General features: G+C 61.1%; 17 protein-coding genes and 6 pseudogenes. 8 read left to right on the forward strand and 15 right to left on the reverse strand.

The features are described 5' to 3' along the window. The 5 genes from NKH78_RS25725 to NKH78_RS25745 all read right to left on the reverse strand — a co-directional run bounded on the left by NKH78_RS25725 (nt 1) and on the right by NKH78_RS25745 (nt 5327). Nucleotides 1-969 carry a 2-hydroxyacid dehydrogenase gene (locus NKH78_RS25725; RefSeq protein ID WP_352884615.1) on the reverse strand — a complete coding sequence of 323 codons (969 nt, stop codon included), beginning with the start codon at nt 967-969 and terminating at the stop codon, nt 1-3. A 67-nt stretch (nt 970-1036) separates the two neighbouring features. After that, nucleotides 1037-1936, reverse strand: a complete 900-nt coding sequence (sucD, locus tag NKH78_RS25730; RefSeq protein ID WP_352884616.1) for a succinate--CoA ligase subunit alpha — start codon at nt 1934-1936, stop codon at nt 1037-1039. Between the two features lie 12 nt (nt 1937-1948). Beyond that, nucleotides 1949-3133, reverse strand: coding sequence for a malate--CoA ligase subunit beta (locus tag NKH78_RS25735; RefSeq protein ID WP_352884618.1), 1185 nt, complete (start codon nt 3131-3133; stop codon nt 1949-1951). A 13-nt stretch (nt 3134-3146) separates the two neighbouring features. Next, a complete protein-coding gene (locus NKH78_RS25740) occupies nt 3147-4112 on the reverse strand; it encodes an HpcH/HpaI aldolase/citrate lyase family protein (protein ID WP_352884619.1) in 966 nt (321 codons plus the stop codon). A gap of 24 nt (nt 4113-4136) precedes the next feature. Continuing rightward, nucleotides 4137-5327 carry an aminotransferase class V-fold PLP-dependent enzyme gene (locus NKH78_RS25745; RefSeq protein ID WP_352884620.1) on the reverse strand — a complete coding sequence of 397 codons (1191 nt, stop codon included), beginning with the start codon at nt 5325-5327 and terminating at the stop codon, nt 4137-4139. 47 nt (nt 5328-5374) lie between these two features. Between NKH78_RS25745 and NKH78_RS25750 the strand changes: the two genes are divergently transcribed. Continuing rightward, the gene (locus tag NKH78_RS25750) at nt 5375-5815 is read left to right on the forward strand and encodes a hypothetical protein (protein WP_352884621.1); all 441 of its coding nucleotides are present in this window, start codon (nt 5375-5377) and stop codon (nt 5813-5815) included. 166 nt (nt 5816-5981) lie between these two features. On the opposite strand, the gene NKH78_RS25755 is transcribed toward NKH78_RS25750, so the two are convergent. The 5 genes and pseudogenes from NKH78_RS25755 to NKH78_RS25775 all read right to left on the reverse strand — a co-directional run bounded on the left by NKH78_RS25755 (nt 5982) and on the right by NKH78_RS25775 (nt 11174). Continuing rightward, complete coding sequence (locus NKH78_RS25755) at nt 5982-6602, reverse strand: response regulator transcription factor (RefSeq protein ID WP_352884622.1); 621 nt, start codon at nt 6600-6602, stop codon at nt 5982-5984. An 83-nt stretch (nt 6603-6685) separates the two neighbouring features. After that, nucleotides 6686-8018: pseudogene (glyA, locus tag NKH78_RS25760) on the reverse strand (serine hydroxymethyltransferase). Between the two features lie 42 nt (nt 8019-8060). Next, nucleotides 8061-9119: a phosphoenolpyruvate carboxylase gene (locus NKH78_RS25765; protein WP_352884623.1), complete on the reverse strand. Its 1059-nt coding sequence runs from the start codon at nt 9117-9119 to the stop codon at nt 8061-8063. Then, a complete protein-coding gene (locus NKH78_RS25770; protein ID WP_352884624.1) occupies nt 9059-10807 on the reverse strand; it encodes a phosphoenolpyruvate carboxylase in 1749 nt (582 codons plus the stop codon). The genes NKH78_RS25765 and NKH78_RS25770 overlap by 61 nt, the downstream gene beginning before the upstream one ends. Nucleotides 10808-10961: 154 nt before the next feature. Then, entirely contained in the window at nt 10962-11174 is a 213-nt protein-coding gene (locus NKH78_RS25775) for a hypothetical protein (RefSeq protein WP_352884712.1), read from the reverse strand. On the opposite strand from NKH78_RS25775, the pseudogene NKH78_RS25780 reads away from it, so the two are divergent. Continuing rightward, nucleotides 11152-11296, forward strand: a pseudogene (locus NKH78_RS25780) (IS6 family transposase); the annotation flags it as partial. The gene NKH78_RS25775 and the pseudogene NKH78_RS25780 overlap by 23 nt on opposite strands. A gap of 363 nt (nt 11297-11659) precedes the next feature. Here NKH78_RS25780 and NKH78_RS25790 read toward each other — a convergent pair. Then, nucleotides 11660-12046: pseudogene (locus tag NKH78_RS25790) on the reverse strand (IS110 family transposase); the annotation flags it as partial. 704 nt (nt 12047-12750) lie between these two features. On the opposite strand from NKH78_RS25790, the gene ltrA reads away from it, so the two are divergent. From ltrA to NKH78_RS25815, 5 genes and pseudogenes are all read left to right on the forward strand, one after another. Then, entirely contained in the window at nt 12751-14181 is a 1431-nt protein-coding gene (gene ltrA / locus NKH78_RS25795) for a group II intron reverse transcriptase/maturase (protein ID WP_352884626.1), read from the forward strand. Nucleotides 14182-14231: 50 nt separating this feature from the next. Beyond that, nucleotides 14232-14837, forward strand: a pseudogene (locus tag NKH78_RS25800) (site-specific integrase); the annotation flags it as partial. Nucleotides 14838-14848: 11 nt separating this feature from the next. Next, nucleotides 14849-15481 carry a tyrosine-type recombinase/integrase gene (locus tag NKH78_RS25805; RefSeq protein ID WP_352884627.1) on the forward strand — a complete coding sequence of 211 codons (633 nt, stop codon included), beginning with the start codon at nt 14849-14851 and terminating at the stop codon, nt 15479-15481. Next, nucleotides 15478-16413: a tyrosine-type recombinase/integrase gene (locus NKH78_RS25810; RefSeq protein ID WP_352884628.1), complete on the forward strand. Its 936-nt coding sequence runs from the start codon at nt 15478-15480 to the stop codon at nt 16411-16413. Before NKH78_RS25805 ends, NKH78_RS25810 begins: the two co-directional genes overlap by 4 nt. Next, on the forward strand, nt 16406-17401 hold the full coding sequence (locus NKH78_RS25815; protein ID WP_352884630.1) for a tyrosine-type recombinase/integrase: 996 nt from the start codon (nt 16406-16408) through the stop codon (nt 17399-17401). The genes NKH78_RS25810 and NKH78_RS25815 overlap by 8 nt, the downstream gene beginning before the upstream one ends. Nucleotides 17402-18117: 716 nt before the next feature. Here the strand turns inward: NKH78_RS25815 and NKH78_RS25820 are convergent. Beyond that, complete coding sequence (locus tag NKH78_RS25820) at nt 18118-18357, reverse strand: hypothetical protein (RefSeq protein ID WP_352884631.1); 240 nt, start codon at nt 18355-18357, stop codon at nt 18118-18120. Nucleotides 18358-18724: 367 nt separating this feature from the next. Here NKH78_RS25820 and NKH78_RS25825 point away from each other — a divergent pair. After that, nucleotides 18725-20385, forward strand: a pseudogene (locus NKH78_RS25825) (MFS transporter). Between the two features lie 502 nt (nt 20386-20887). Here NKH78_RS25825 and NKH78_RS25830 read toward each other — a convergent pair. The 3 genes and pseudogenes from NKH78_RS25830 to NKH78_RS25840 form a co-directional block, all read right to left on the reverse strand. Next, entirely contained in the window at nt 20888-22063 is a 1176-nt protein-coding gene (locus tag NKH78_RS25830) for a M24 family metallopeptidase (protein WP_352584676.1), read from the reverse strand. 52 nt (nt 22064-22115) lie between these two features. Beyond that, nucleotides 22116-22416: pseudogene (locus tag NKH78_RS25835) on the reverse strand (IS701 family transposase); the annotation flags it as partial. Nucleotides 22417-22558: 142 nt separating this feature from the next. Next, nucleotides 22559-23773, reverse strand: coding sequence for an ATP-grasp domain-containing protein (locus NKH78_RS25840; protein ID WP_352884632.1), 1215 nt, complete (start codon nt 23771-23773; stop codon nt 22559-22561). Nucleotides 23774-23908: the final 135 nt, after the last annotated feature.

Genomic DNA, 23908 nt, shown 5'->3' on the forward strand with positions numbered 1-23908 from the left:
TCAGGCTACCTTGTCCGGCGTCGGACGGCCCTCCATGAAGGCGGTCAGGTTCTCCACCGCCTTCATCCCCATTGCTACGCGTGTTTCTTCGGTAGCGGAGCCGAGATGCGGAAGCAGCACTGCATTTTCCAGCCGCATCAGCCTTTCGGGAACCAAAGGCTCTTCGGCGAAGACATCCAGCCCCGCGCCCGCAATGGAGCGGTTTTCGAGCGCATCGATGAGCGCATCCTGATCGACCACGTCGCCACGCGCCGTATTGATCAGGAACCCGCCGCGCTTCATCGCAGCGATACGCCCGGCGTCGATCAGGTGGCGATTTTCAGCGCCGCCGGGGCAATGCAGCGACACGAAGTCCGATTGCGCCAATACGTCCTCGATGGTTGGCAACTGGCTTGCTCCCATCGCGCGGACCTGGTCGTCATCGACCGGTGAACGGTTGAAGAAGACGATCTTCATGTCGAAGCCGAAATGGGCGCGCTTTGCCATTGCCTTGCCGATGCGGCCCATGCCGATAATGCCGAGCGTCTTTCCCGAAACCTTGGTTCCAATCATGTGGGTCGGGCACCATCCCGTCCATTCGCCGGCCCGCAATTGCCGCTCGCCCTCGCCCGTGCGTCGGGCAACGGCAAGCAACAGGCTGATGGCGATGTCGGCCGTGCAGTCGGTCAGCACGCCTGGCGTGTTGGTCACGACGATGTCTCGCTGCCGCGAGGCTTTCGGGTCGATATGGCTAAAGCCAACGCCGAAATTGGCGATCAGCTTGGTGCGTGCGTCCTCATCGGGAAAGACCGAGGCGGAAAGCTTGTCGCTGATAGTCGGCAGGATGGCGTCGAAATTCAGGAACGCGGCCTTGAGTTGCGTTGGTGTCAACGGGATGTCGCCGGCGTTCAAAGTGGTGTCGAACCGCTCCGCAAGGATTTGCTCGACGACGGCCGGCCAACGCCGGGTCACAATTATGCGCGGCTTCATGAGATTCCCTGCTGATTGAAGGCGGGTCAGCGGCCAGCGCTAACCCTGATTGGGCGGAAGCCGGGGATTACGCCGCTTTCTTGTGTTCGGCGAGCACACCGGCTACCGTCGGTCCGAATGCGGCCGGCGTCGGCACGATGACGACGCCGGCGTCGCGTAGGATCTCGACCTTCTCCTGCGCCGACTCGCCAAAGGCAGAGATGATCGCGCCGGCATGGCCCATCCGCTTGCCCTTCGGTGCCGAGAGGCCGGCAATGTAGGCGATCAGCGGCTTCTTCATGTTCCACTTGGCCCACTCGGCCGCTTCGGCTTCCTGCGGTCCGCCGATTTCGCCGATCATCACCACCGCATCGGTGTCCTCGTCCCGCTCGAACAGTTCCAGCATGTCCTTGAAGGAGGATCCATTGATCGGATCGCCGCCAATGCCGACGCTGGTCGACACGCCGATGCCGAGAGCCTTCATCTGGGATGCGGCCTCGTAGCCGAGCGTGCCAGAACGGCCGACGATGCCGACCCGGCCGGGCAGGTAGATGTTGCCTGGCATGATGCCCATCAGCGCCTGTCCGGGCGTGATAATGCCGGCGCAGTTCGGCCCGATCAGCCGCATGCGGTCCTCGAAGCGGTAGCGCCGCATGTAGCGCTTGACGCGCATCATGTCCTGCGAGGGGATGCCGTCGGTGATGCAGACACAGAACTTGATGCCGGCATCCGCCGCCTCCATGATCGAGTCGGCGGCAAAGGGCGGCGGCACGAAGACGATGCTGGCATCGGCTCCGGTTTCGCGGACCGCGCCCTTCATGGTGTTGAAGACGGGAACGCCCAGATAGGTGTGTCCGCCCTTGCCGGGCGTCACGCCGCCGACCACCTTGGTGCCGTAGCGCTTCATGTCCTCGGCATGGAAGCTGCCGATCTTGCCGGTAAAGCCCTGCACGAGGACGCGGGTGTTCCGATTGAGCAGAATTGCCATATTTTCCTCCCGTCAGCCTGCTTTTTTCATCGTGACCGCTTGCCACGCGGCAACCGCCTTTTCGGCCGCCTCGGCCAGTGTGTCGGCGACGATTACATCCTCACCGGAATCGGCCAGGATGCGCTTGCCCTCTTCGACATTGGTGCCGGCAAGCCGCACGACGAGCGGAACGTTGACGCCGACCTCGCGGATCGCCTTGATGACGCCTTCGGCCACCCAGTCACAGCGGTTGATGCCGGCGAAGATGTTGACGATGATGGTCTCGACATTCTTGTCGCCCAAAACCGCGCGGAACGATTTCGCAACGCGCTCGGGCGAGGCTCCACCGCCGATGTCGAGGAAGTTCGCCGGCTCACCTCCGGCGATCTTGATCATGTCCATCGTCGCCATGGCGAGGCCGGCGCCATTGATGATGCAGCCGATATTGCCGTCGAGCCCGACATAGGACAGGCCGCGGTCGCTGGCGAAGGTTTCGCGCGGATCCTCCTGCGACTTGTCGCGCAATTCGGAGATTTCGGGACGACGAAACAGCGCGTTCTCGTCGAACGACATCTTGGCGTCCAGAGCCATCAGATTACCGTCACGCGTGACGACCAGTGGATTGATCTCGAGCATCGAGGCGTCGTAGTCGCGAAACACGCGGTAGCAACCAAGCAGCGTTTCGGTCGCCTTGCCAATCAGGTTGTTCTCGAGACCAAGGCCGAAGGCGATCTCGCGCGCCTGGTACTGCTGCATGCCCGCGCCAGGGTCGACGGTCGCGCGAATGATTGAATCAGGCTGCTTTTCGGCGATCTCTTCGATCTCCATGCCGCCGGACGCAGAGGCGACGATCATCACCCGCTCGGCCTTACGGTCGAGGACAAAGGCGAGATAGATTTCCTGGCGAATGTCGACGGTCTCTTCGATATAGAGCCGCGACACCAGCTTGCCACGCGGCCCAGTCTGATGCGTCACCAGCCTTCTGCCCAGCATCGCCTCGGCGGCATCGCACACTTCCTGATCGGACGCACAGATGCGGATACCACCGGCCTTGCCGCGCGCACCGGAATGGATCTGCGCCTTGACGACCCATTTGCCGCCACCGATCTCACTGGCACGGTATGTCGCCTGCTCGGGGCTATAGGCCAGACCGCCGCGGGGAATGTGGACGGAATAGCGCGAGAGAAGTTCCTTCGCCTGATATTCGTGAATGTCCATGTCAAGTTCCCCTTCAGACGTGTGCGGCAGTGCGCGGCTGCGCCGACCGCTCGATGGCCTCGTGCGTCACTAGGACGTTGCGCGCCATGCGTTCCGATGCGGCGTCGATCATTTTGCCGTCCAGCGCCGCGGCGCCCTTGCCCTGGTCTTCGGCTTCCTTGAGCACCTCGATGATCCGGCGGGCGCGTGCGACTTCTTTGTCGGGCGGCGAGAACACCGTGTTGGCAAGTTCGATCTGTGAGGGATGGATCGCCCACTTGCCTTCGATACCAAGGGCTGCGGCGCGCCGGGCGGCCGCCATATAGCCATCGGGATCGGAGAAATCACCGAACGGACCGTCGATAGCGCGCAGGCCATAGGCCCGGCAGGCAACCGTCATGCGCGACAAGGCCGCGTGCCACTGGTCGCCGGGATAATCCGGGTTGAGGCCGCCGATGTTGACGGTGCGTGCCTTACAGCTGGCTGCATAGTCGGCAACCCCGAAATGCATCGCCTCCAGCCGTCCCGGGAAGGCTGCGATCGCCTCCACATTGGCCATGCCGAGCGCCGTCTCGATCAATGCCTCAAGACCGACACGCGTCCGAAAGCCTTTGGCCATCTCGATCTGGTTGACCATGGCCTCGACCATGTAAAGATCGGCCGGGACGCCGACTTTCGGTACCAGGATCGTGTCCAGCCGGTCGCCGGCCTGTTCCATCACCTCGACCACGTCGCGATACATGTAATGCGTGTCGAGGCCGTTGATACGCACCGAGACGGTCTTGCCCTTGGCGCGCCAGTCGATGTCGTTCAGTGCCTGGATGATGTTCTTGCGCGCTCGCTCCTTGTCGGGCGGGGCGACGGCGTCCTCGATATCGAGAAAGATAAAGTCAGCGGCGCTGTTGACCGCCTTGTCGATCATCTCGGGGTTCGATCCCGGAACCGCGAGTTCGCTGCGCTGGAGGCGCAGCTTGCGAAGATGGTTGATGGTATGACTCATGATCTTTTCCTCCCGATTGACCTATCATGCCGCCTTGGCGAGCGTGGTTTTCTCCGACAGGCGGAAATGCTCGATCGCCGCGCCGACACCTGAGCCCGGCGCGAGCTTTACCTCGCAGTCGAGCAAGGCCATTTCGGCGGCCGATAGCGCGCCGCAGACCATCACTTCGTTCAGCCAGCCGAGATGGCCGATGCGGAAGACCTTTCCGGCGACCTTGTTGAGGCCACCGCCCAGCGACGTGTTATAGGCCTGGTGGGCCCGCCGAACGACAGCGGCGCTGTCGATGCCTTCAGGGACCAGGACGGCACTGACCGTGTCGGAATGCCACTTCGGCTCCTTGGCGCAGAGGCGCAGGCCCCAGGCATCGACGGCCTTGCGCACACCCCCGGCTAGCCGGTGATGGCGGGCGAAGATGTTTTCGAGGCCTTCCTGGGCGATCAGGTCGAGCGAGGCGCGCAGACCGCGCAGCAACTGGGTTGCCGGCGTGTAGGGAAAGTAGCCGGTGTCGTTGGCCTTGATCATGTCGTCGAAGGAGAAATAGCAGCGATGGTGCTTGGTGGACTTGGCTGCCGCAAGCGCCTTCTGGCTGACGGACAGAAAGCCCAGTCCGGCGGGGAGCATGAAACCCTTCTGCGATCCGCTGACGGCGCAGTCGACACCCCACTCTTCCTGACGGAAATCGATCGAGCCTATCGACGACACGCCGTCGACGAACAGCAGCGCGGGGTGGCCGGCAGCGTCGAGCGCCGCGCGGATGGCGGCGACATCGCTGGTGACCCCGGTCGCCGTTTCATTATGCGTGCAGAACACCGCCTTGATCTGGTGCGCCTTGTCGGCCTGCAGCCGCTCCGCGTATATCTCGACGGGTACGCCAGTTCCCCATTCGCAATCGATGGCATCAACGTCCATGCCGAAGCGTTCAGCCATGTCGATCCACAGATGTGAGAACTGGCCGAAGCGCGACATCAGCACCTTGTCGCCCGGACTGAGCACGTTGGTCATGGCCGATTCCCAGCCGCCGGTTCCCGACGAGGGGAAGATGAAGACACGGCCGGTCTCGTTCTTGAAGACTTTCTTCATGTCCTCGAACAACGGCAGGGTGAATGAAGGGAAGGTGGGTGAACGCATGTCCTCCATGGACACGTTCATTGCCTGCCGGACCGAATCCGGAACATTGGTCGGTCCTGGGACGAAAAGTTGATTGTATCCGGCCATGACTGCTTCTCCTCAGCTCGGCTTGGCAAAGACCCGGATCGGGCCCAATGTCCATTTTCTCACGAGGAACTCTATTTTCTTGGTGCGGCCAGAAAAACACCTGCCCGGATAGAAAATTTCACCGCCCGGCATTGAAAAAAAACCGCTTGGGGAGGCCGAAAAAGAGCGAACGGATAGGCTGGACCTACCCGGCGGACCGGGCTTGCCCGCAAGCGTTGCCGGCGCCGGCCATGGCGATGGTCAGACACGATATTTGTGCAGATTTGCGGCAATCGGGAGTGCGTTCCGGGCAACAGGTCAATGGCGTGGCCCCAGATGGATTCCGGCTACAGCCGACCACATCGCAATGGCAGCGGCATCCGCTGCATTTCCAGACCAACGCCAGCTCCGCCGTTGCGGTTAGCCGGCTACTGATGGGCATTCTAAATGGAAATGCGAAGCACTGCGGGTCTCGGCGCGCGCTGGCCTATATCGCGGCAACAACATAACCCCTTTCGGACCGACATGCTGTCAAGTAAAGGCTGTGCTGCGGCGCACCAATGCCTCGGGCTGCACTGCGATAGACAGGTGCCCGCAAGGTGAGAGGTTTTCTGCCTGATGCGCGAGCGCATCATGGCTAAACAAAGCAGCGGAGCGCGGCGCGTCTCGATCAGCCTATTGGGAATTCATCTGCGCACCGCGGTTCCTCTCGCTGGCATGAAGCGCCACGGCCATGGCGCGGTTGCGCACGTCAAGTTTGTCGTAGAGGTTCTTCAGATGATACTTGACGGTGTTTTCGGAAATTCCGGTGCGGGTGGCAATCTGCAGGTTGGTCCAGCCATCGGCCAGGACTGCAAGCAGTTCTCGCTCCCGCAGGGTAAGCTTCGAAAGCGGCGTATCGTTTATTTTCGAGACGTCGATGTAGGGGATGCAGATGCGGCCCTGCGCGACGACGAGCAGGGTGTCGAACAGCATGCAGGGATCCTCGCACTGGTAGCAGAAGCCTTGCGCACCGAGACGCACGCACTGTTTCAGGATCGCAATGTCGTGCTCGTTTGAAAAGATCACGATGCGCGGATTAAGCTGGCGCTTCCGCAACTCGGCCAGGACCTCGCCGCCATTCATATCGGACAGTTTCCAGCCGATGACAGCGACATCGAAAGCGGGCGTGGCGGCAGATACCGCCTCCAGGAACGCCTCGCCGGTCTGGACGCCCAGGACGAGTTCGAAACGGTCATCCCTTTTGATCATGTCGCCAAGCGCAGCCAGGACCAGCGGATTCCGCTCCGCGGTCATAACTCTGAATCTATTCACTTCAACCATGGGCGTATCATCAATCCCGGCACATCCAGGCTCACCATACTACATGCCCCACGCAATCACTTGCGGCTCCTACGCGACCCAAATCGGTCGTATATCGGGAATCTGCGCACCAGCGCGCCGACCTCCTCGCGAACCTCCCGCTCGATCGCCGCGTTGCTGTCTTCTCCGTTGACCGACAGCCCGTCGACGACCTTCATCGTCAGTTGGCCCACCAGGCGGAAATCCTCGGCAAGAAAGCCGCGTGTCGTGCAGGCGGGCGTCCCCAGCCTGACTCCCGACGTGATAGCGGGGCTTTGCGGATCGAAGGGAATGCCGTTCTTGTTGCAGGTGATGTGAGCGCGGCCAAGGGCTGCCTCCACGGCCTTTCCGGTAAGCTGCTTGCGGCGCAGGTCAACAAGCATCAGATGCGTGTCGGTTCCACCCGAGACGATGTCGACGCCGCTCGCCGCGATGGTTGCCGCCAGCATCTTGGCGTTGGCGACGACGTTTGCCGCATAGCTCTTGAACGCAGGCGTCAGCGCCTCGCCGAATGCAACCGCCTTGGCGGCGATGACATGCATCAGCGGTCCGCCCTGCAGGCCGGGGAACACCGATGAGCTGATCTTCTTACCGATCTCCTCGTCGTTGGACAGCACCATGCCGCCGCGCGGCCCCCGCAGCGTCTTGTGTGTGGTGGTGGTCACGACATGCGCATGCTGGAGCGGATTGGGATGGGCGCCGCCGGCGACGAGACCGGCAAAAATGCGCCATGTCGACGAACAGCTTGGCGCCAACCTCGTCGCAGATGCCGCGAAATACCTGGAAGTCGATGATGCGAGGATAGGCCGAGCCGCCGGCCAGTATGACTTTCGGCCGGTTCTTGAGTGCAAGGTCGCGGACCTCGTCATAGTCGATCCGCTGGTCTTGCGGCCTCACGCCGTAGGAGACGACATTGAACCATTTGCCGGACTGGTTGACCGGAGAGCCATGGGTCAGGTGCCCGCCGGCGGCGAGATTGAGCCCCATGAACGTGTCGCCCGGCTGCATCAGCGCCATGAACACCGACTGGTTCGCCTGGCTGCCGGAATTGGGCTGGACGTTGGCATAGGAACAGTTGAACAGCGCCTTGGCGCGATCGCGTGCCAGGTCTTCGACCTCGTCGACGTACTGGCAGCCGCCGTAGTAGCGCCGGCCGGGATAGCCCTCGGCATACTTGTTCGTCAGCACCGAGCCTTGCGCCTCAAGCACGGCCTTCGAGACGATGTTTTCCGAAGCGATCAGTTCGATCTCGTCACGCTGCCTTTGCAATTCGCGATTCATCGCCGCGTCGACGGTCGGGTCGGATTCGGCTACGCCTGCGTGGAAGAACTGACCAACGCTGCCGAGGCCCGGTTTTGCGGGAATGTTCATGAGGATCCTCCTTTTCAAGCGCGACAGCGCCGTCCCTAGTTTCTAGCCGGTCCATCCAAGGCCGGCGGATATGCAGTTGATCGACAGCAGAAGCGCATTGATCGCCCGCTTCGGACTTGGTGCCGCAGTGTCTTGTGTTCGGACCTCGTGCAGCAGCTTGACCTGAAGCCGGTGGATGTCGTCCATCTGCGGACGAATACGGTCGAAGTGACGCTTGAACGTCGGGAAGCGGGTCGACAGATCGACTCGTCCGGTGATCTCCCCGATCATCCTGCGCGTCAGCTCATACTCGCTGGCGATCTTCCTGTGGATGCGCTCGCCGGTATCGGGTTCGCTGACAAGCCCGGCGTAGAGGCGACCGATCTCCATGTCGGCCTGGTAAAGCGTCTTGTCGACCTCATCGACAATGAGGCGGAAGAAGCGCGAGCGCTCGAACATCTGCTTCAGCAGGTCCACGCCATGGTCGCCGCGCACTGTGACAAAGGAATTGAGCGCGCTGCCGATCCCATACCATCCGGTCAGCAGATGGCGGTTCTGGCTCCAGGCGAAGACCCATGGGATGGCGCGAAGATCGGCGATGCTGCTGGCGCCGAACCGGCGCGGCGGCCGCGATCCGATTTTCAGCAGTGCAAGTTCCTCGACCGGGCTTGCCTGGTTGAAATAATCGATGAAGCCGGGCTCGTTCATAAGGCTGGCGTAAGACGCCTGCGACATGCCGGTCAGTGCCTCGAGCGCCTCTTCGAACTCCGGAATGTCCTTCAGTTCGGCCTCGTCGGCCGACTTGACGCTGTGGGCAAGCACGCTCGCCGCCAATATCTCGAGTTGATAGAGGCCCGTCCCGCGATTGGCGAATTTCGATGACACCACCTCGCCCTGCTCGGTCACGCGCATGACGCCACCGACCGTTTGCGCCGGCTGTGCTGCGATCGCCCTGCCGGTCGGCGCGCCGCCACGGCTGACCGATCCACCGCGGCCATGGAAAAAGCTGATCTTGATCTTGTTTTTCTGGCCGGTCCGGGTGAGGCGCTTCTGCGCCTTGCTCAGTTCCCAGTTGGAGGCGAGGAACCCGCCATCCTTGTTGGAATCCGAATAGCCGAGCATGATTTCCTGGCGGTTACCAAAATCGCGATCGAGCGGCGAACGATCGACGTGCCGAGCAACCGGTCCATAATCTCGGGAGCGGCCCGCAAGTCGCCGATCGTCTCGAAAAGCGGCACGACTTTGAGCCTGATCGTGCCCGATCCGTCGAGCGCGGTTGCCAGACCGCAATACTGGGCGACGAGATAGACGGCCAGGATGTCCTCGGGCGACTGCGTCATCGACAGGATGAAGGCGCCAATCGACATGCTGCCGGTGCCCACCGCGGCATCGCGAATGACGTCGAACACATCGAGGAGCTCGCGGGCCTCCTCGGTAAGCTGGTTACGCTTTATCTCGAGCCGCTCGCCGGCATGAAGGCCTTCGCGGATGCGCGCCGACCATTGCGGGGTTCCCGGGCGGGGTGCCGTCGATTGCGCTGGGGGGGCCGCGGCAAACAGTTCGGCCAGGACCCGGTTGACCACCGTCGAGTTCTGTCGGATCTCGAGCGATACGGTGCGGAAGCCAAAGCTGTCGAGCTGCCGCAGCAGCGGCTGAACGAACCTCTTGGCGATCAGGCTGCCGCCGATCCGATCGAGCACGTTCGACAGCGAAAGTAGATCCTTCCTGAAGGCCTCTTCGTTCGGGCAGGCAACGCCGCTCCCCTGACCGCGCAGCGCCTCGAGCCGGCGCAGCATGGCGGCGGCGAACTGCCGAAGCGGCTCGTCGGAATTCCTTGCCGCGATCTCTTGCCCCGCGCCGCTCTTTTCAAGCGCGACCGCCAACGCCGGCCCAAAGACCTCTGGGATGTCGACGACGTTCGAGCTCGCGCTCAGCACCGTGACCAGACGCCGGACCTGTCCCTGATACCACTCGATCGCGGCGCGGCGGCATTCAGACAGCGCGAAGGCGGTAATCTTCGCCGTCACATAGGGATTGCCGTCGCGGTCGCCGCCGATCCACGAACCGTAGCGCATGAACGGCGGCGCCTTGAGATCATACTGTGGATAGTGGCGCCGCAATGCGCTCTCGAGCGTCTCGTAAAGCCGTGGCGTCGCCTCGAAGATCACCTCCCGAAAGAAATGCAGCCCCCAGGCGATCTCGCGCTCGACGGACGGCCGTTCCAGCCGTAGCTCGCCGGTCATCCACAAGATCTCGATCTCGCTCTTGAGATCGCGGATCAGCAACTCGCGCTCGCGCGGCGCCCATCTTTGCTGTTCCAGCTCGGTCAGCTTGCGGTAGATGCGGCGGTGGATTTCGAGCACCGTGACGCGCTTGGCCTCGGTGGGGTGCGCCGTCATCGTCGGGCCGACGTAAAGACCGTCCAGGGCCCCCCGTACGGCCTCCGCCGAGTAGCCGCGCGCGGCTATCTGGCCGACGACATTGGAAAACGATCCGACGACCTCATCGGAACCGCCGGCCTGTTCAAGTTCACGGCGCGAGCGCATCGCGGCGAGTTCGCTGGCTATGGCCAGCAACTGAAACCAGATTCCGCTAGCCTGCAGGGCGGCAATGCGCCGCTCCTTGGCCAGCGTGTCGAGATCGGCCAGCCCGTTGAGCACCTCCGCTATGTCGGGCTCGCGCTCGTTGACAACCGACAGCAACAGCCGAAACAGAAGGCTTCGCACATCCTCGCGGAAACTTATCGGCCGGCTTTCCTCCAAGGCGTCACCCTGTTCTTCGTATGAGTGGTGGGCGTGTTCCTGGAGCATGATCATCTTCGTGCCTGTGCGGCCGCCGGAGTGCTAGGGGTCTACTCACTTTCCTATTATGAATTTTATTTTCATAACAATGCATCATGAACACTGCAATTGACATCTTTATTTAGCCCTATGGAACGCCCAAACGGGTAGAGTCGCCATTCATTCAGGTAGCGCCCGCATTGGACGATTGGTGACCGGAAAGATCGGCCCGCTGCTGGAAGCGATCGATATCGGCCCCACTTTCGGGTAGGGCGCGGGTGGGCACGATCAGGCCGGCCCAGTTCGGGAACGGGTATGACGGTAGCCGGCTCTGCGGCCCGATCGCCGGCAGCTCCAAGAAATCCCCTCTCAGCTTGACTGAGCGCGGCATCAGCATCGACCATTCGACAAACTCATCGCCGGGTCGTCCATTTTTCGTCGTTGCTGCTCAAGCCCTTCAACCGACGCAAGCGGACGGCCGGCGGAAAATGGCATGTGGACGAACCTATCAAAGCCCGCAGCCATTCACTCAATGAACGGTTGGAAGCAAACGCCGCCTGAAATCCGTCATTCGATCGGCCTTTCTGCTGTCATCAAAAAATTTGCGACAAGCCCATTGCAGGCGTGGACCTACTGCGTTTCGGCTGCCTCCTGACCGTCAAGGAATTCAACATCAGACAGATTATCGGCGTCCTCGTAGCTCACCAGCACAGCCGAAATCTCTCCCGCCAGCAGCTTGTCCTTGCTGAGCAGTCCGGTGTCCTCGAGCGCCTCGAAATCCGGCAAGTCGCGCAACGTATCGAGACCGAACTCCAGCAGGAATTCTTTTGTGGTGACGTAGGTGTAGGGTGCGCCAGGTGTCGGGCTGCGCGGTCCGGAGGCGACGATTTCCCGGGTGCGAAACAGTATGGACCGAGACTGCTGTTCCTCGGTTTTCGGTTCGACGAAGCGCATCGTTGGCCGTTGCGCTGCCTCGACGATCGCCTCCGCATCCGCTGCGTCGTTCTTCTGCCGCTTGATGAACGCTTTGACATAGCGAGGTGCAATCAGCTTCGGCTGATGGCCAAGCCGGACCATCTCGCGCGCCCAATAATTGGAACCCGCGCACGCCTCCATCGCCACGACACATGCCGGATGACCCGCCATGAATTTGCAAAACTGCAAGCGCGACAGCTTCTTGCGAAATACGACTGATCCGTCAGCTGCCGCCCCGTGCAGTTGAAAGACGTTCTTTGCCAGATCGACCCCGATGATGGTAACCTTTTCCATGGATGCCTGCCTCTCCTTGCGTGGCGCTAACACCACAAACTTGGCACATCGCGATGCCGTCGGAGAAGGCTGGCATCCACCCCATCTGGAAACCATCAGCCAAATGAGCGATGATCCGCTCATCAGCCTGCCAGCCGTGGCACGCTGATCAGCCCGGCCCCATGCCGGAGAGCGCGGCGACCAAGCCGTCAGCTACACCACTCCCTGGGAGTACGTCATGCCAAGCTGATGATTGCTTGTGGGTGCAAGTCCCATCCGGCCAAAGCCGTAGCGGGCAAGCCGGACCGAGTCTTGCGGGCGTCGCGGCAACGCGGGGTCTGAAGTGTAGACAGGAGCCATGCGGGGTGCGGGAATGAGCCTCGAAAGGTGGATGTTCGCGGAGGCCGATGTGTTCCCTAGTCACGAAGGCAATATGAGCATCGTCGTTACGCGAGACGATGCCGCTCCGTCGGGGTCGATGGCCGATCACGCATGGAAGGTAATCATCGGAACATGAGAGGCCCGACCGGGTCCGCTGGATTGGTCTCCAGCGGGGGACAGCAGCAAGGTACTGCCAGAGCTGCCGTTCGAGCTGAGGTCGGGAGTCGGACTGGTTCATAGTACCGGTGAAGCCGTCGAAGGAAACGAGGCGAGTGGAGGGAAGGGACCGGCCTGAGGGGAGCCTGCGCGAGGAGGCCAAGGTCCGGACACAGAGCCGGGTTGCCTTGCCGCTGACCCTCGAGCGGGTGAACGCGGCGGCCAGGCAGGCTGCCCAAACCCGGTTCACGGTCCTGCTGCATCACGTCGACGAAGAAGCCCTTTACCGGGCGTTTCGGCGACAGAAGCGACAGGCGAGTGCTGGGGTCGATGGGATGACCGTGGCGAAGTACGAAGAGGGGCTGACGGATAACATCCGTGATCTCTGCGAACGGGTCCACACCGATCGCTACCGGCCACAGCCGGTGCGGCGGGTCTACATTCCCAAAGCCGATGGCGGTAAACGGCCTCTCGGAGTGCCGGCGCTGGAAGACAAGATCGTCCAAAGCGTGGTGGCCGAGGTGCTGAGTGCTGTCTACGAGGTCGACTTCCTGGGATTCTCCTACGGCTTCCGGCCGGGGCGGAGCCCCCACATGGCGCTTGATGCCCTGCATACAGCGATCATGAGCCAGCGTGTGAACTGGGTGCTCGATGCCGACATTCGCAGCTTCTTCGACTCGGTCGACCACGAGTGGCTGCTGCGAATGGTGGCGCACAGGATCGCTGATCCTCGTATCCTACGGCTCATTGGGCTGTGGTTGCGGGCTGGCGTCCTTGAGAGCGGCGAGAAGCAAGAGACGGACAGGGGTACCCCGCAAGGGGCGGGCATCAGTCCGCTCCTCGCCAATATCTTCCTGCACTACATCCTCGATCTCTGGGCCCACCAATGGCGTCGTCGCCATGCACACGGTCGCGTTGTGATCGTGCGTTACGCTGACGACTTCGTCATGGGCTTTGAGAAGAAGGCCGATGCAGAGGAGATGCTGTTGGCCCTCAAGGCGCGGCTGGCCGGCTTTGGCCTGACACTCCACGAGGACAAGACGCGGTTGATCGAGTTTGGGCGGTTCGCGGCCCTCTCACGACAGCGGCGTGGCGAGCGGCGACCCGAGACCCGAGACCTTCGCCTTTCTGGGCTTCACCCACTACTGCGGGCGGACCCGGGATGGCCGGTTCATCGTGAAGCACAAGACGGAAGGGAAACGCCTGACGCGCAAGCTGACGGCGCTGCGCCAGGATGCCTGGCGGCTCATGCACGCGCCAATGGCTGCGCAGCACAGGTGGTTCGCCGCCGTTCTGCGTGGACACTACGGCTACTACGGCAGGCCGCACAACTACCCAGCGCTCAACGGATTCCATCGGCAAATGCGCCGGATATGGCTACGGTGTCTGAGACGGCGCAGCCAGAAAAGCCGGCGCATGGGCTGGTCGGAGTTCGAGACCCTGACGGCGCGCTTCCCCCTGCCAACTCCGCGCATCACTCGAACTTGGGCGCAGGCACGGATATGACGCGGGTTACCCTCGGGAAGAGCCGGGTGCGTAATGTGGCTTCGGTAGAGATGTGGCGTCGGCCGCCGCGGACCAGAGGCGGCAGGCCGGTGAGGACGCCGAGCGCAACATAACAAACTGGATATAGGTGATCGGATTTCCCACCTCACTGGAGATCCGAGGCATGTTCGAGGACTTATTCAACTACCCGAAGGTCGTAGCGCGTCACCATGACGGGCGCGAGGCCTCGAAGCGGCTGCGCTATCTCAAACATCTCGCCGATCAGCGTGCGGCTCGTGAGACTTTGCTGCGCACGGCCCGCGAGTTGCTGGTCATTGCGGAGCGGCTGGACCTGTCCGGCGGCAGGTGCGTCAGGCAGGCCGAGATCGACGCGGCCGCTCAATCTTGGGCCCGATACCAGCACGCGCGAAACAGAGCCTGCGGTGAGAAGTGGTCACGGCGTTTGTTCCATGACGTCGCCGCAGCGTGGCTTTGCTTTCTTGGTCAGCTTGAAGAACCGGCTCCCAACGAACCGAAGGCCCATTGTGAAAAGGTTGACGACTTCATCGCCTATCAACATGATGAGCGTGGCTTGTCGGCGAGCACCCTAGCCAACCAACGCTGGCAGGTAGAGACTTTCCTCGAACATTTAGGCGTCGAAAAATCTTCGATCGCCGACATCACCGTTGCAGACGTAGACGCTTTCCTCGACGTAAAGGGTCGTGGCGGGTGGTCTCGGGTGTCGGTAGCGACGAGCGCGCACGCCCTGCGCGCGTTCTTCCGCCATGCTCAGCGTCGACAATGGTGTTGCCCCGGAATCGCCGCAGCGATCGACGCGCCGCGACTGTTCAGGGAAGAAGCTTTGCCGATGGGCCCGGCTGGCCCGATGTCCAGCGGCTCCTTGAGAGCACGAGGGACAGGACCGCGCGTGACGTCCGTGACCACGCGATTCTAAAGCTGCTCGCGATCTACGGACTGCGAAGCGGCGAAGTCCGCGGTCTTTGTCTCGAAGACATCGATTGGACGAGAGAGGTCATCAAGGTGACCCGGTCCAAGCAGCGCAAGACGCAATACTACCCCTTGGTGACCTCCGTCGGCGACGCTGTTGTGAGTTACCTTCAGCTGGCGCGCGCCCGCTGCCGTCGCCATGAGGTCTTCCTCACCCTCAAGGCCCCGTTCCGGCCGCTGTCGGCGAGCGCAGTGTACCATGTGGTTGCAAGCCGACTGAGCGCCCTGGGCGTTCAGTCGATGCATTTTGGCCCTCATGGACTTCGCCACGCCTGCGCCACCCACCTTGTTGCGCAAGGTCTGAGCCTGAAGGAGATCGGGGACCATCTCGGCCATCGCAGCGCCTTTGCGACCCGCACCTACGCCAGGGTCGACCTTGCCGGACTGCGCGAGGTCGGGGCGTTCGATCTGGGAGGACTGGCATGATCCTTTCAGAAATTATCGCCAGCTTTGTCGATCACCGGCAAGCAATCGGAATGCGCTTCCGCACGGAGGTGCGCACGCTCAAGTCGTTCTGTCGCTTCGTCGGCGACAGACCTCTGACGGAGGTGACGGCCGACCGAGTGTTGGCCTTTCTTGCGGGACGCGGCCCGGTGACCCGTTTCTGGGAACGAAAGCATTCTGTTCTGGCGGGCTTCTATCGGTTCGCGATGGCCCGGGGGCATACAAACATATGGCCGTTGCCACGCGCCGTCCCCAAGCCGGCGGAAGCCTTCGTTCCCTATATTTACTCCCGCGAGGAGATCGGTCGTTTACTCGACGCCGTCGTCCTGATCGACCATCCTGGCTGTCCTATTGATCCGGACACATACCGAACGCTCCTGCTTCTCCTTTACGGCGCGGGGCTTCGCCTTGGCGAGGCACTGTCCCTCACCTTAGCCGACGTCGACTTCGAGGAAGGGGTCCTGTGCGTCCGCGAGAGCAAGTTTTACAAGACCAGACTGGCTCCGATCGGCCACGACCTCGTGCGCATCTTATCCCAGCACGCTTCTCGCCGCCGCGAAGGCCAGTCTGCAGAATCCCTCTGGTTCCTCACGCGCCAGAGCGCCCCTGTGACCCTGCAACACGCTGAGAGGGTGTTCTGCCGATTACGCGTCAAAGCGAATGTCGTGTGCGCCGGCGCCGGGCCGCGACATCAGCCTCGATTGCATGACCTTCGTCACAGTTTTGCAGTTCACCGCCTCCTCTCCTGGTATCGCCAAGGCGCCGACGTCCAACGGCTTCTGCCCAAGCTCTCCACCTACCTTGGCCACGTCAACATCTCGGGCACGCAGCGATACCTAACCCTAACCCCGGACCTTCTGCGTGAGGCCAGCGCGCGCTTCGAGCATTACGCCATGGAGATGCCCAATGCGTGACGAGGCGCTCCTTGGCCCCTGGATCCGGCGGTTCCTACTCGAACACGTGGTTGCCGAACGCAATCTCGCCCGCAACACCCAGCAGGGTTACCGCGACGGCTTATGTCAGCTTCTCCCGTTCGTTGCGAAGCGGGTCGGCAAGTCTATTGATCGCCTGAATGTCGTCGATTTATCGGCCGAGCTAATCCGCGCCTTCTTGACCGATATCGAAGTGACGCGTCGATGTTCGATCGCCACCCGCAATCAACGTCTTGCCGCCGTTCGGGCGTTCGCTGGCTTTGTCGGCGAGCATAGCCCCGTCCACATCGAATGGTCGGGCCAGATCCGTTCGATCCCGTTCAAGAAGACCGATCAGGCGGTCGTTCCTTACCTCGAAAAGGCGGAGATCGACGCCTTGCTCGCCGCTCCAGATCGGCGGACGGAGCAGGGTCGGCGCGACTACACCCTGCTGCTGTTCCTCTACAACACTGGTGCGAGAGCGTCAGAGGCGGTCGGCGTCAAGGTGGCGGACCTGGACCTGAACGCCCCCAGCGTCAAAATCCATGGCAAGGGCGGCAAGCAGCGATACTGCCCGTTGTGGACCGCCACCGTCGTCGAGTTACGGGCACTCGTCGCTGACGGAGCCCCTTCTCGATCCGTCTTCCTCAATCGCTGCGGCCAACCCATCACTCGCTTCGGGATCCATACCGCCGTTGAGCGTTATGGCCTCAAGGTCGTCGCCAAAATGCCGTCCTTGGCGACAAAGCGCGTAAGCCCTCACTCCATCCGCCACACCACGGCGACCCATCTCCTGCGCGCCGGCGTGGACATCAACACAGTCCGCGGATGGCTCGGGCACGTCTCGCTGGACACCACGAACGTCTATGCAGAGGTCGACTTCGAGACCAAGGCTAAGGCGCTCGAAAAATGCGAGGCGCCGAGTCTCGGCAAGATCCCAAAACGATGGCGTGATCAACCGGCGCTGATGGACTTCCTTCGGTCCCTGTAACCCGCTTTGTTATGTTGCGCTCGGCGTCCTCACCGGCCTGCCGCCTCTGGTCCGCGGCGGCCGACGCCACATCTTTACCGAAGCCACATTACGCACCAAATGTGTTCGAGCACATTTGATGCGGGAAATCCGCCCGCCCGGATCTGTGAGGGCGAAAGCCGAATGGCTGAGCTACTCGACCACGATCGAACATGGTCGCGTCTCGCGAAAAGGCATCGCCCAGCAAAGTGCCCTTTGATGGAGCATGGTGAGTGAAACGACAAGCGAGAATCCGGGCTCCCAAAACTATGCACCTTGGATGATTTGGTTGAAGCAAGACAAACCGGCCCGGTCTGTTTAAGGCGGCTCTCGGCCGCTAAACTCTGGTTAGAGTCCATCTTTGCTTCTTTGGCGGAACCTAATGCTTCCCGCCGGCTGGCGAGATGAGCCCCCAATCGTTGATACGATCTGCTTGGCGTCCAACGCGAGTTCAGCCGGCTTTTGCGCTTATGTCGGAGCGCCAAAACCGACCGTTATGTCGGCAGCGCCTTAATCAATTTGAACGGGAGATGCCGGATTGGCTTTGGAAGCACGTATGCGACAGCCCCGGCCAGTACGGAAAGGCATGAGGCGCCGGCCACACAATGTGTGAAGGCAGCTTGACCGGGCGTATCAGACATCTGCCAGGGAAACCGGACTTGCGCCGCGCTTCGCTACTGGGATTTTCTCGACGAAAACTAGCGCGCCGATTGTTTTGTGGCATATGTGGCGACGGCGCAGAGGAAAGCCAAAGCAGCGGTGTCACACGCCGTTCGAGACGGCCCTTTTGCGAACAGTACGGCACCCGCAAGCTGCTCCGCTTCAGCAGAGCCTGCGCGAATTCCTCTTTCTTCGCAGATCCGATCATAGACCCGCTTCAGCAACGCGAGGTCGTCAGGGTAGGCTATGCCGCTTGGGGAGTTTTCCGAATTCGTCATCGCTCTCTCCCTGTTGTAACGCGAAGCGCGACGATCGCTCAACCGACGATGCCCTTTGGCTCCTTATCGTCGATGTAAAGGGTCCTACTTCCTTTTTGGCCAAAGGCATAGAAACAAACGAGGTCGTCGAAGAAACATTGCGCCCGAGAACTCCGGGATAATCTGGTCCGATGGATCCCGCTCCGTGGCTCTCCTGCTGGCGCCGTGCAGGTATTGGTCGGCGGCAAGAGCTCGATGTCCCGCTCGAAGGAGCGTCGACGCGTAAAAAATTCGCGATTGACATGATCTCTTAATTACCAGCCACCACGATCCAGTCGAGATTGCATCCGAGACACCTGCCAATATTCGGAAAGCAAAGGCTCGCAAAATGAGTAGGGTGGCTGGATCAAATGAAGATTTGGCTGCACCAACGACGTTTGCACCGCTGAGGAACCCGACCTTTCGTTCGATCTGGCTCGCCACGCAAGTCTCGAGCCTCGGCTGGTTGATGCAGACTGTTGCCATCAGTTGGCTGATGGCTACCATCTCGACTTCCGATCTGATGGTTGCGCTGGTGCAGGCTTCATCGAACCTGCCCGCTTTCATTTTATCCGTGTTCGCCGGAGTTCTCGCCGACAATTTCAGCCGGCGCCGGGTCATGTTCGCCGGCCGCTGCCTTATGGTGATTGCCTCCGCGATGCTGACCGCGTCCGTGGCGCTGGGCTTTGTCAATCCGTGGATGATCCTCGGCTTCAGCTTTTTGATCGCATCTGGTGGCGCTCTCAACGATCCCGCCTGGCAAGCGTCTGTCGGCGATATCGTGGACCGACGCGATGTTCCCGCGGCCGTTACCTTGCTCTCCGTCGGTTTCAACACTGTAAGGACCGTGGGCCCGGCAGTCGGCGGCATCGTGGTTGCCTCATTCGGGCTTATGACGGCTTTCGCCGTGACCACGCTCACCTACCTGGTCCCTCTGGCCACCATATGGCGCTGCAAGTGGAAGGTTCGTTCTTCGCCTCTGCCGCGTGAGCCGATGAGGACGGCGATCTATGATGGGCTGCGCTTCACGGCGATGTCATCGGAAATCAAGGCGGCGATCGCTCGCGGAACCCTCTTTGGCCTGGCGAGCATCGCCATACTCGCGCTGCTGCCGCTGGTTGTCCGCGATCAGCTGGGAGGAGGACCGCTCGCCTACGGCGCGCTCATGGCGGGCTTCGGGACCGGCGCCGTCTTCGCTGGCATCTCCAACAGCACATTCAGACGGAGCTTGTCGCAGGAGCGGCTGATGAGGCTCTCATGCGTCGCCTGCGCGGCGTGCTCGCTTTCCCTGGCACTGACGTCTTCGGTTGCGGTGGCAGCAATTGCGCTCGCGTTGGGCGGCGCGGGCTGGGTCACCGCCTGGTCCCGGGTTGGCGTGAGCGTGCAGCTGGCGAGCCCGCGCTGGGTCGTGGCGCGCACGATTTCGATCTACTATGCCTTGATAGACGGTGGCATCGCGGCCGGCAGCTGGGTGTGGGGCACGGTTTCCCAGAACTATTCGCTGACCTGGGCGCTGGAGGGCTCCGCCGGAGCCCTGCTGCTGGTCGCCGCAGCCGGCGTTCTGTTTCCTCTTCGCGAGCGCCGGAGTCCGAGCCCGATCCTTTGGAGGAATTCGACGCCCCAGCTGTTGCTCTCAATTTGAAGCCGAGAAGCGGCCCGATCGTGGTCAAGGTCGAGTATCTGATACCCGAGCAAAACCTTGAGGCCTTCCTCGACCTCATGCGGCAGCGCAGGCATGTCCACAGCCGCGTCGGTGCTCGGAACTGGACGCTCCAGCGTAACCTGCAGAAGCCACTGCAATGGACAGAAACATTCCGCACGCCGACTTGGACGGATTACCTTCGCCTCAATCATCGTCTCACGGAAGTAGACAAGGAACTGGACGAGCGTGTCTTCCAGTTGCACGCGGGAGAGGAAGCGCCTCAAATGACGCTTTCGATTGAGCGCCCGACAAGCTCGGCCCGCAAACCCTATCAGTCAATCCTTCACCTTCCCCGTCATCGAGCCTGAGCTTCCAATATCTGGATAAGGAGGCTGAGGGCTTCGACATTCCGAAGACTTCAGGCCGCGCGCATCGGGACATACTCAACCCCATGCTACGGAGGACTGGGCCGCGAGCGCTGGATGGCCGGTAATTTCCTCTTAAGTTCGGGCCTCTAAAAATTGGGCATAGATGAGATTTTAGGAAGCTTTCCCATCTGTACGATACGCCCGTAATGGCGGCGGCGTATGACAGCTTCGATCGCCTCCGCTACGCGAACCAAGCGTTTCGTTCGGCGTTTTTCCATTGGCCGACCAGAAGCCATTTTGGTCGGATCTGATGCGCCACAATTTTCACGCGGGCAGAGGCACCCTTGTCGGCGAGCGGGATTTCGAAATGTTCGACTTGGCGGAATATTCGAGGCTTTGGCTGCAGCCCGCGCATTCGCCCGGCTCGGGAGCGGTGTCCTTGAGCTACATTAGCCAAGAAGTGGCGGAACGGCGACTTTGTTGCGCGAGTTGTAGTGGTGGTTCATGCGGGACGCTCAAAAAGGGTGCGCGGGAAGGCGCTCATCAGCTCCGCGCCATTTTCGGTTACCCGAACGGTATCGCTCACCATGTAGATTTCGCCGCGCTCGACGAAATTAGACTGGAAGTGGAAAGTCATGTTGGACACGATCTCGGTGTCATTGCTGGTCGTCAGGCTCGGGCCGTCGAGGAAGTCAAGACCAACGGAGTAGCCGATGCGCCCCTCTTTCGTGAGGCCGTACGGCCGGATAGCCGCTTGGAACGCGCGCGCCACATCGGCGCAGGTCGCGCCCGGGCGCATCGCGTCGATGGCAGCGTGGAATCCCGCCATGCCACCCTCGTGCCGATGCTTCAGGTGCGGTGTCGCCGGGCCGAGATGAGCCATCCGCGTCAGTGGAGCCGGGTACCGGTGCCGGCTAGCGGAAAACTCCAGATAATACTGCTGCCCGGCTGCAAATACATCGTCCATCCATATCTGGTGTGGCGCATTAGCGAACTCGCCACCTCGGATGTATGGTGGAAACGGCGGCGGTCCGCCGAAAATGCTCTCTGTCCCCGCGCAGAGCACCGACATGATTGCGGCAGCTGCCTCACAATGCCGCGCGCCGACAGCGATCTTGTCCATGCCAGCAAGCATTGCCCGGTCCGCGATCGCAGCTGCCTCGGTCATGTACAAAAGCTCGCGCTCGGACTTGACCAGCCTGCATTTCGATACCAAGCCGCCACCATCAAGCGGCACTTCAACTCCCAACGCGCCGATAAGCTTGTGGTAGGCTTGCACGCCCAGTCCAGACACTTCGACGGCTACACGCGCAGATGCGCCCATCTTGTCCTTGACGAACTGGCCGATCATTTCCCACGCACTGGCGTCTCCGGAGCCGCCGACATAACTTTCGGCATATGCGACAACCCGATCCTGCGGAAGCCAGCATCCGGCGTCGGTAGCCGTGTCGGCGTCCATCTTGCGCAGGATGAAATACGGGTCGTCATCCAACGTCACGAGCGCAGCCTGCGGTTCGGCATCGGAAAAGGCGTCATACCCTAGTAAATAGCATTGACTCGATCCCGAGCTGACCACCAGCGCGTCCATCCCAGCATCGGACATCAACGCACGCAGCTTATTGACCCGAGCTCGATACTCCGACGTCTCAAACGACTGCACAATGTTCTGGCCGTTCATACAGAACGTCCTCTCCTAGTTTCGTTATCCGTTACCAGCTTGTCCAAGGTCCAAGGACCGCATCATCTGTCGGGAGGTTCTCGACAACATCTCTCGCACGATGTCGCGAAGTCGTCCGAGTCCCAGAATGGCTTGTGCCGCCACGGGCCGGGATTACCGGCCCCTCAGCGCGCATCCAATTTGTCTTACGGCGCTCGCCACCCAGCAAACCCTTCAGGAAAAGGCTCGCCGACGCCGCAACTCGGCCCTGCGTGAACAGTCCGCGCATACCAGCTTTCTGTCACGCAGCACTATGCCCACAGTTCCAGCGTGGTCTTGATTGATGCACCCGTCATCCATGTCCTCCGAATCATGGCGACCTAAGCCGCCGCGTCCCCAATCGAGCCCAGCTCTGGATTCGCAGCCAGCTAAAGGAGCACGATGCCACTCTAACGCCTATTGATCCCAGCATCGGCATGTGAGCTTCGAATCAAATACTTCTTGAGTCACTTTCCACTATCGGTCCTCAATGGGCGTGATGGACCAATGAATCAAGTCGACGGCATGCTGAAGTATCGCCTCGGTGCGAGGAAGACTGGATGAAGCGGCGATGACATGTCCCAAACAGTCTCGAAAATCGCCTTTTCTAACAATCGGCGCCTTGGGTTTAAAATAAAATTTGACTTCAGAGACACCTGATATCGCGGCCGCCCGACTGTCGCCATCGATCCAATTGAGGATGCCATCGCGATCAGCAACCAGGAATCGCGCGGCCGCAGTCTTGGAATGGCTTCTATTCAAATTCCATTCGTCACCGGTGACAAGCTTAATGTGCTCCGTGACGAGATCGATACCGTAAGCCAATTGAACCATTTGAGGACCGGGCGAACCAGCAAGACGCGGATTGACTTCAATGACGACTGGTCCACACTTCGTCCATCGGAGCTCAACGTTCGTTGGCCCCCAGCCAAGGCCGAGAGCGCGCAAACAGCTCAGCGAAACATCGGCGAGACGCTCATACTCGTCATCAGTCAGCGGTGCCGGGTAGGTGGACCCACGATACACGAAATGCGGTGGGCCGTCGAAGTCAAGGGTGCTAACCCCAACGAGCTCATTGCCCATTATGTCAATGCAATAATGTGGGCCTTGTGCGAATTCTTCGACCAGTATCCTGATCGCCGCGCCGCACTGCCCGCCCAACAAGGAGTTCGTATGTTCGACTACCTCATCGGCAGTGCGGCACAATCGGACGCCGACGCTACCGCTGCCCACCGCAGGCTTAACTATCACCGGCAGTCCGATCTCCGCGGCAGAATCCTCTGCGTCCGCTGCATTGGCGGCCAAGCGATAAGCAGGCATCGGAACGCCTGAGGCCGCGAGAAGTTGACGCTGAGTGTACTTATCGCAGCATTGTTCAATAGCTTCCGGGTTCGGTCCAGGTAGATCGAAGTGGCGACCGAGCTTGCTGGCTGTCGCGTAGAACGAATCCTCAGCACCTGTGATGCCAGCAATGTCATAGGTCGCTTGGAGCCGGGAACATTCGCGGATCAGCGCATCCAGATCGTCTGTATCAACACGGATTGTCTCAACCCCTTTCGCCGCGAAATAGTCATACCGAGTTGGATCAGCCGAAAGGGTAATTGGCTGAAGGCCAAGACGCTGAGCAGCCTGGACGTAAAGCAAACCCGAGCCCATTATCGAGCCTCCAAGTAGAATCAGCGCTCTTGCCATTGGCTGTGAACCCCTTCTGTGCGTGCCGTGCGGCGGTCTGGACGATTCTCGGCCTCTGTGTAGCCACGCTTGGGAGCCACGCTTGACCTCGGACCTTGCACGGAGGCTAGCATCGTCAACGATTTTGCGATGTTA

Origin of the sequence: Mesorhizobium sp. M0910, assembly GCF_040319465.1 — a bacterium.
Lineage (GTDB): Bacteria > Pseudomonadota > Alphaproteobacteria > Rhizobiales > Rhizobiaceae > Mesorhizobium.

Excerpts from the sequence above, each read along its gene's own strand:
- NKH78_RS25770 (WP_352884624.1), bottom strand. The coding sequence starts at position 10,807 with ATGCTCCAGGAACACGCCCACCACTCATACGAAGAACAGGGTGACGCC.
- NKH78_RS25725 (WP_352884615.1), bottom strand. The coding sequence starts at position 969 with ATGAAGCCGCGCATAATTGTGACCCGGCGTTGGCCGGCCGTCGTCGAG.
- NKH78_RS25750 (WP_352884621.1), top strand. The coding sequence starts at position 5,375 with ATGTCCATTTTCTCACGAGGAACTCTATTTTCTTGGTGCGGCCAGAAA.
- NKH78_RS25805 (WP_352884627.1), top strand. The coding sequence starts at position 14,849 with ATGGTGTTGCCCCGGAATCGCCGCAGCGATCGACGCGCCGCGACTGTT.
- NKH78_RS25735 (WP_352884618.1), bottom strand. The coding sequence starts at position 3,133 with ATGGACATTCACGAATATCAGGCGAAGGAACTTCTCTCGCGCTATTCC.
- NKH78_RS25775 (WP_352884712.1), bottom strand. The coding sequence starts at position 11,174 with ATGCTGATGCCGCGCTCAGTCAAGCTGAGAGGGGATTTCTTGGAGCTG.
- NKH78_RS25840 (WP_352884632.1), bottom strand. The coding sequence starts at position 23,773 with ATGGCAAGAGCGCTGATTCTACTTGGAGGCTCGATAATGGGCTCGGGT.
- NKH78_RS25820 (WP_352884631.1), bottom strand. The coding sequence starts at position 18,357 with ATGACGAATTCGGAAAACTCCCCAAGCGGCATAGCCTACCCTGACGAC.
- NKH78_RS25755 (WP_352884622.1), bottom strand. The coding sequence starts at position 6,602 with ATGACCGCGGAGCGGAATCCGCTGGTCCTGGCTGCGCTTGGCGACATG.
- NKH78_RS25765 (WP_352884623.1), bottom strand. The coding sequence starts at position 9,119 with ATGCTCGGCTATTCGGATTCCAACAAGGATGGCGGGTTCCTCGCCTCC.
- NKH78_RS25815 (WP_352884630.1), top strand. The coding sequence starts at position 16,406 with ATGCGTGACGAGGCGCTCCTTGGCCCCTGGATCCGGCGGTTCCTACTC.
- NKH78_RS25740 (WP_352884619.1), bottom strand. The coding sequence starts at position 4,112 with ATGAGTCATACCATCAACCATCTTCGCAAGCTGCGCCTCCAGCGCAGC.
- NKH78_RS25810 (WP_352884628.1), top strand. The coding sequence starts at position 15,478 with ATGATCCTTTCAGAAATTATCGCCAGCTTTGTCGATCACCGGCAAGCA.
- NKH78_RS25830 (WP_352584676.1), bottom strand. The coding sequence starts at position 22,063 with ATGAACGGCCAGAACATTGTGCAGTCGTTTGAGACGTCGGAGTATCGA.
- NKH78_RS25745 (WP_352884620.1), bottom strand. The coding sequence starts at position 5,327 with ATGGCCGGATACAATCAACTTTTCGTCCCAGGACCGACCAATGTTCCG.
- sucD (WP_352884616.1), bottom strand. The coding sequence starts at position 1,936 with ATGGCAATTCTGCTCAATCGGAACACCCGCGTCCTCGTGCAGGGCTTT.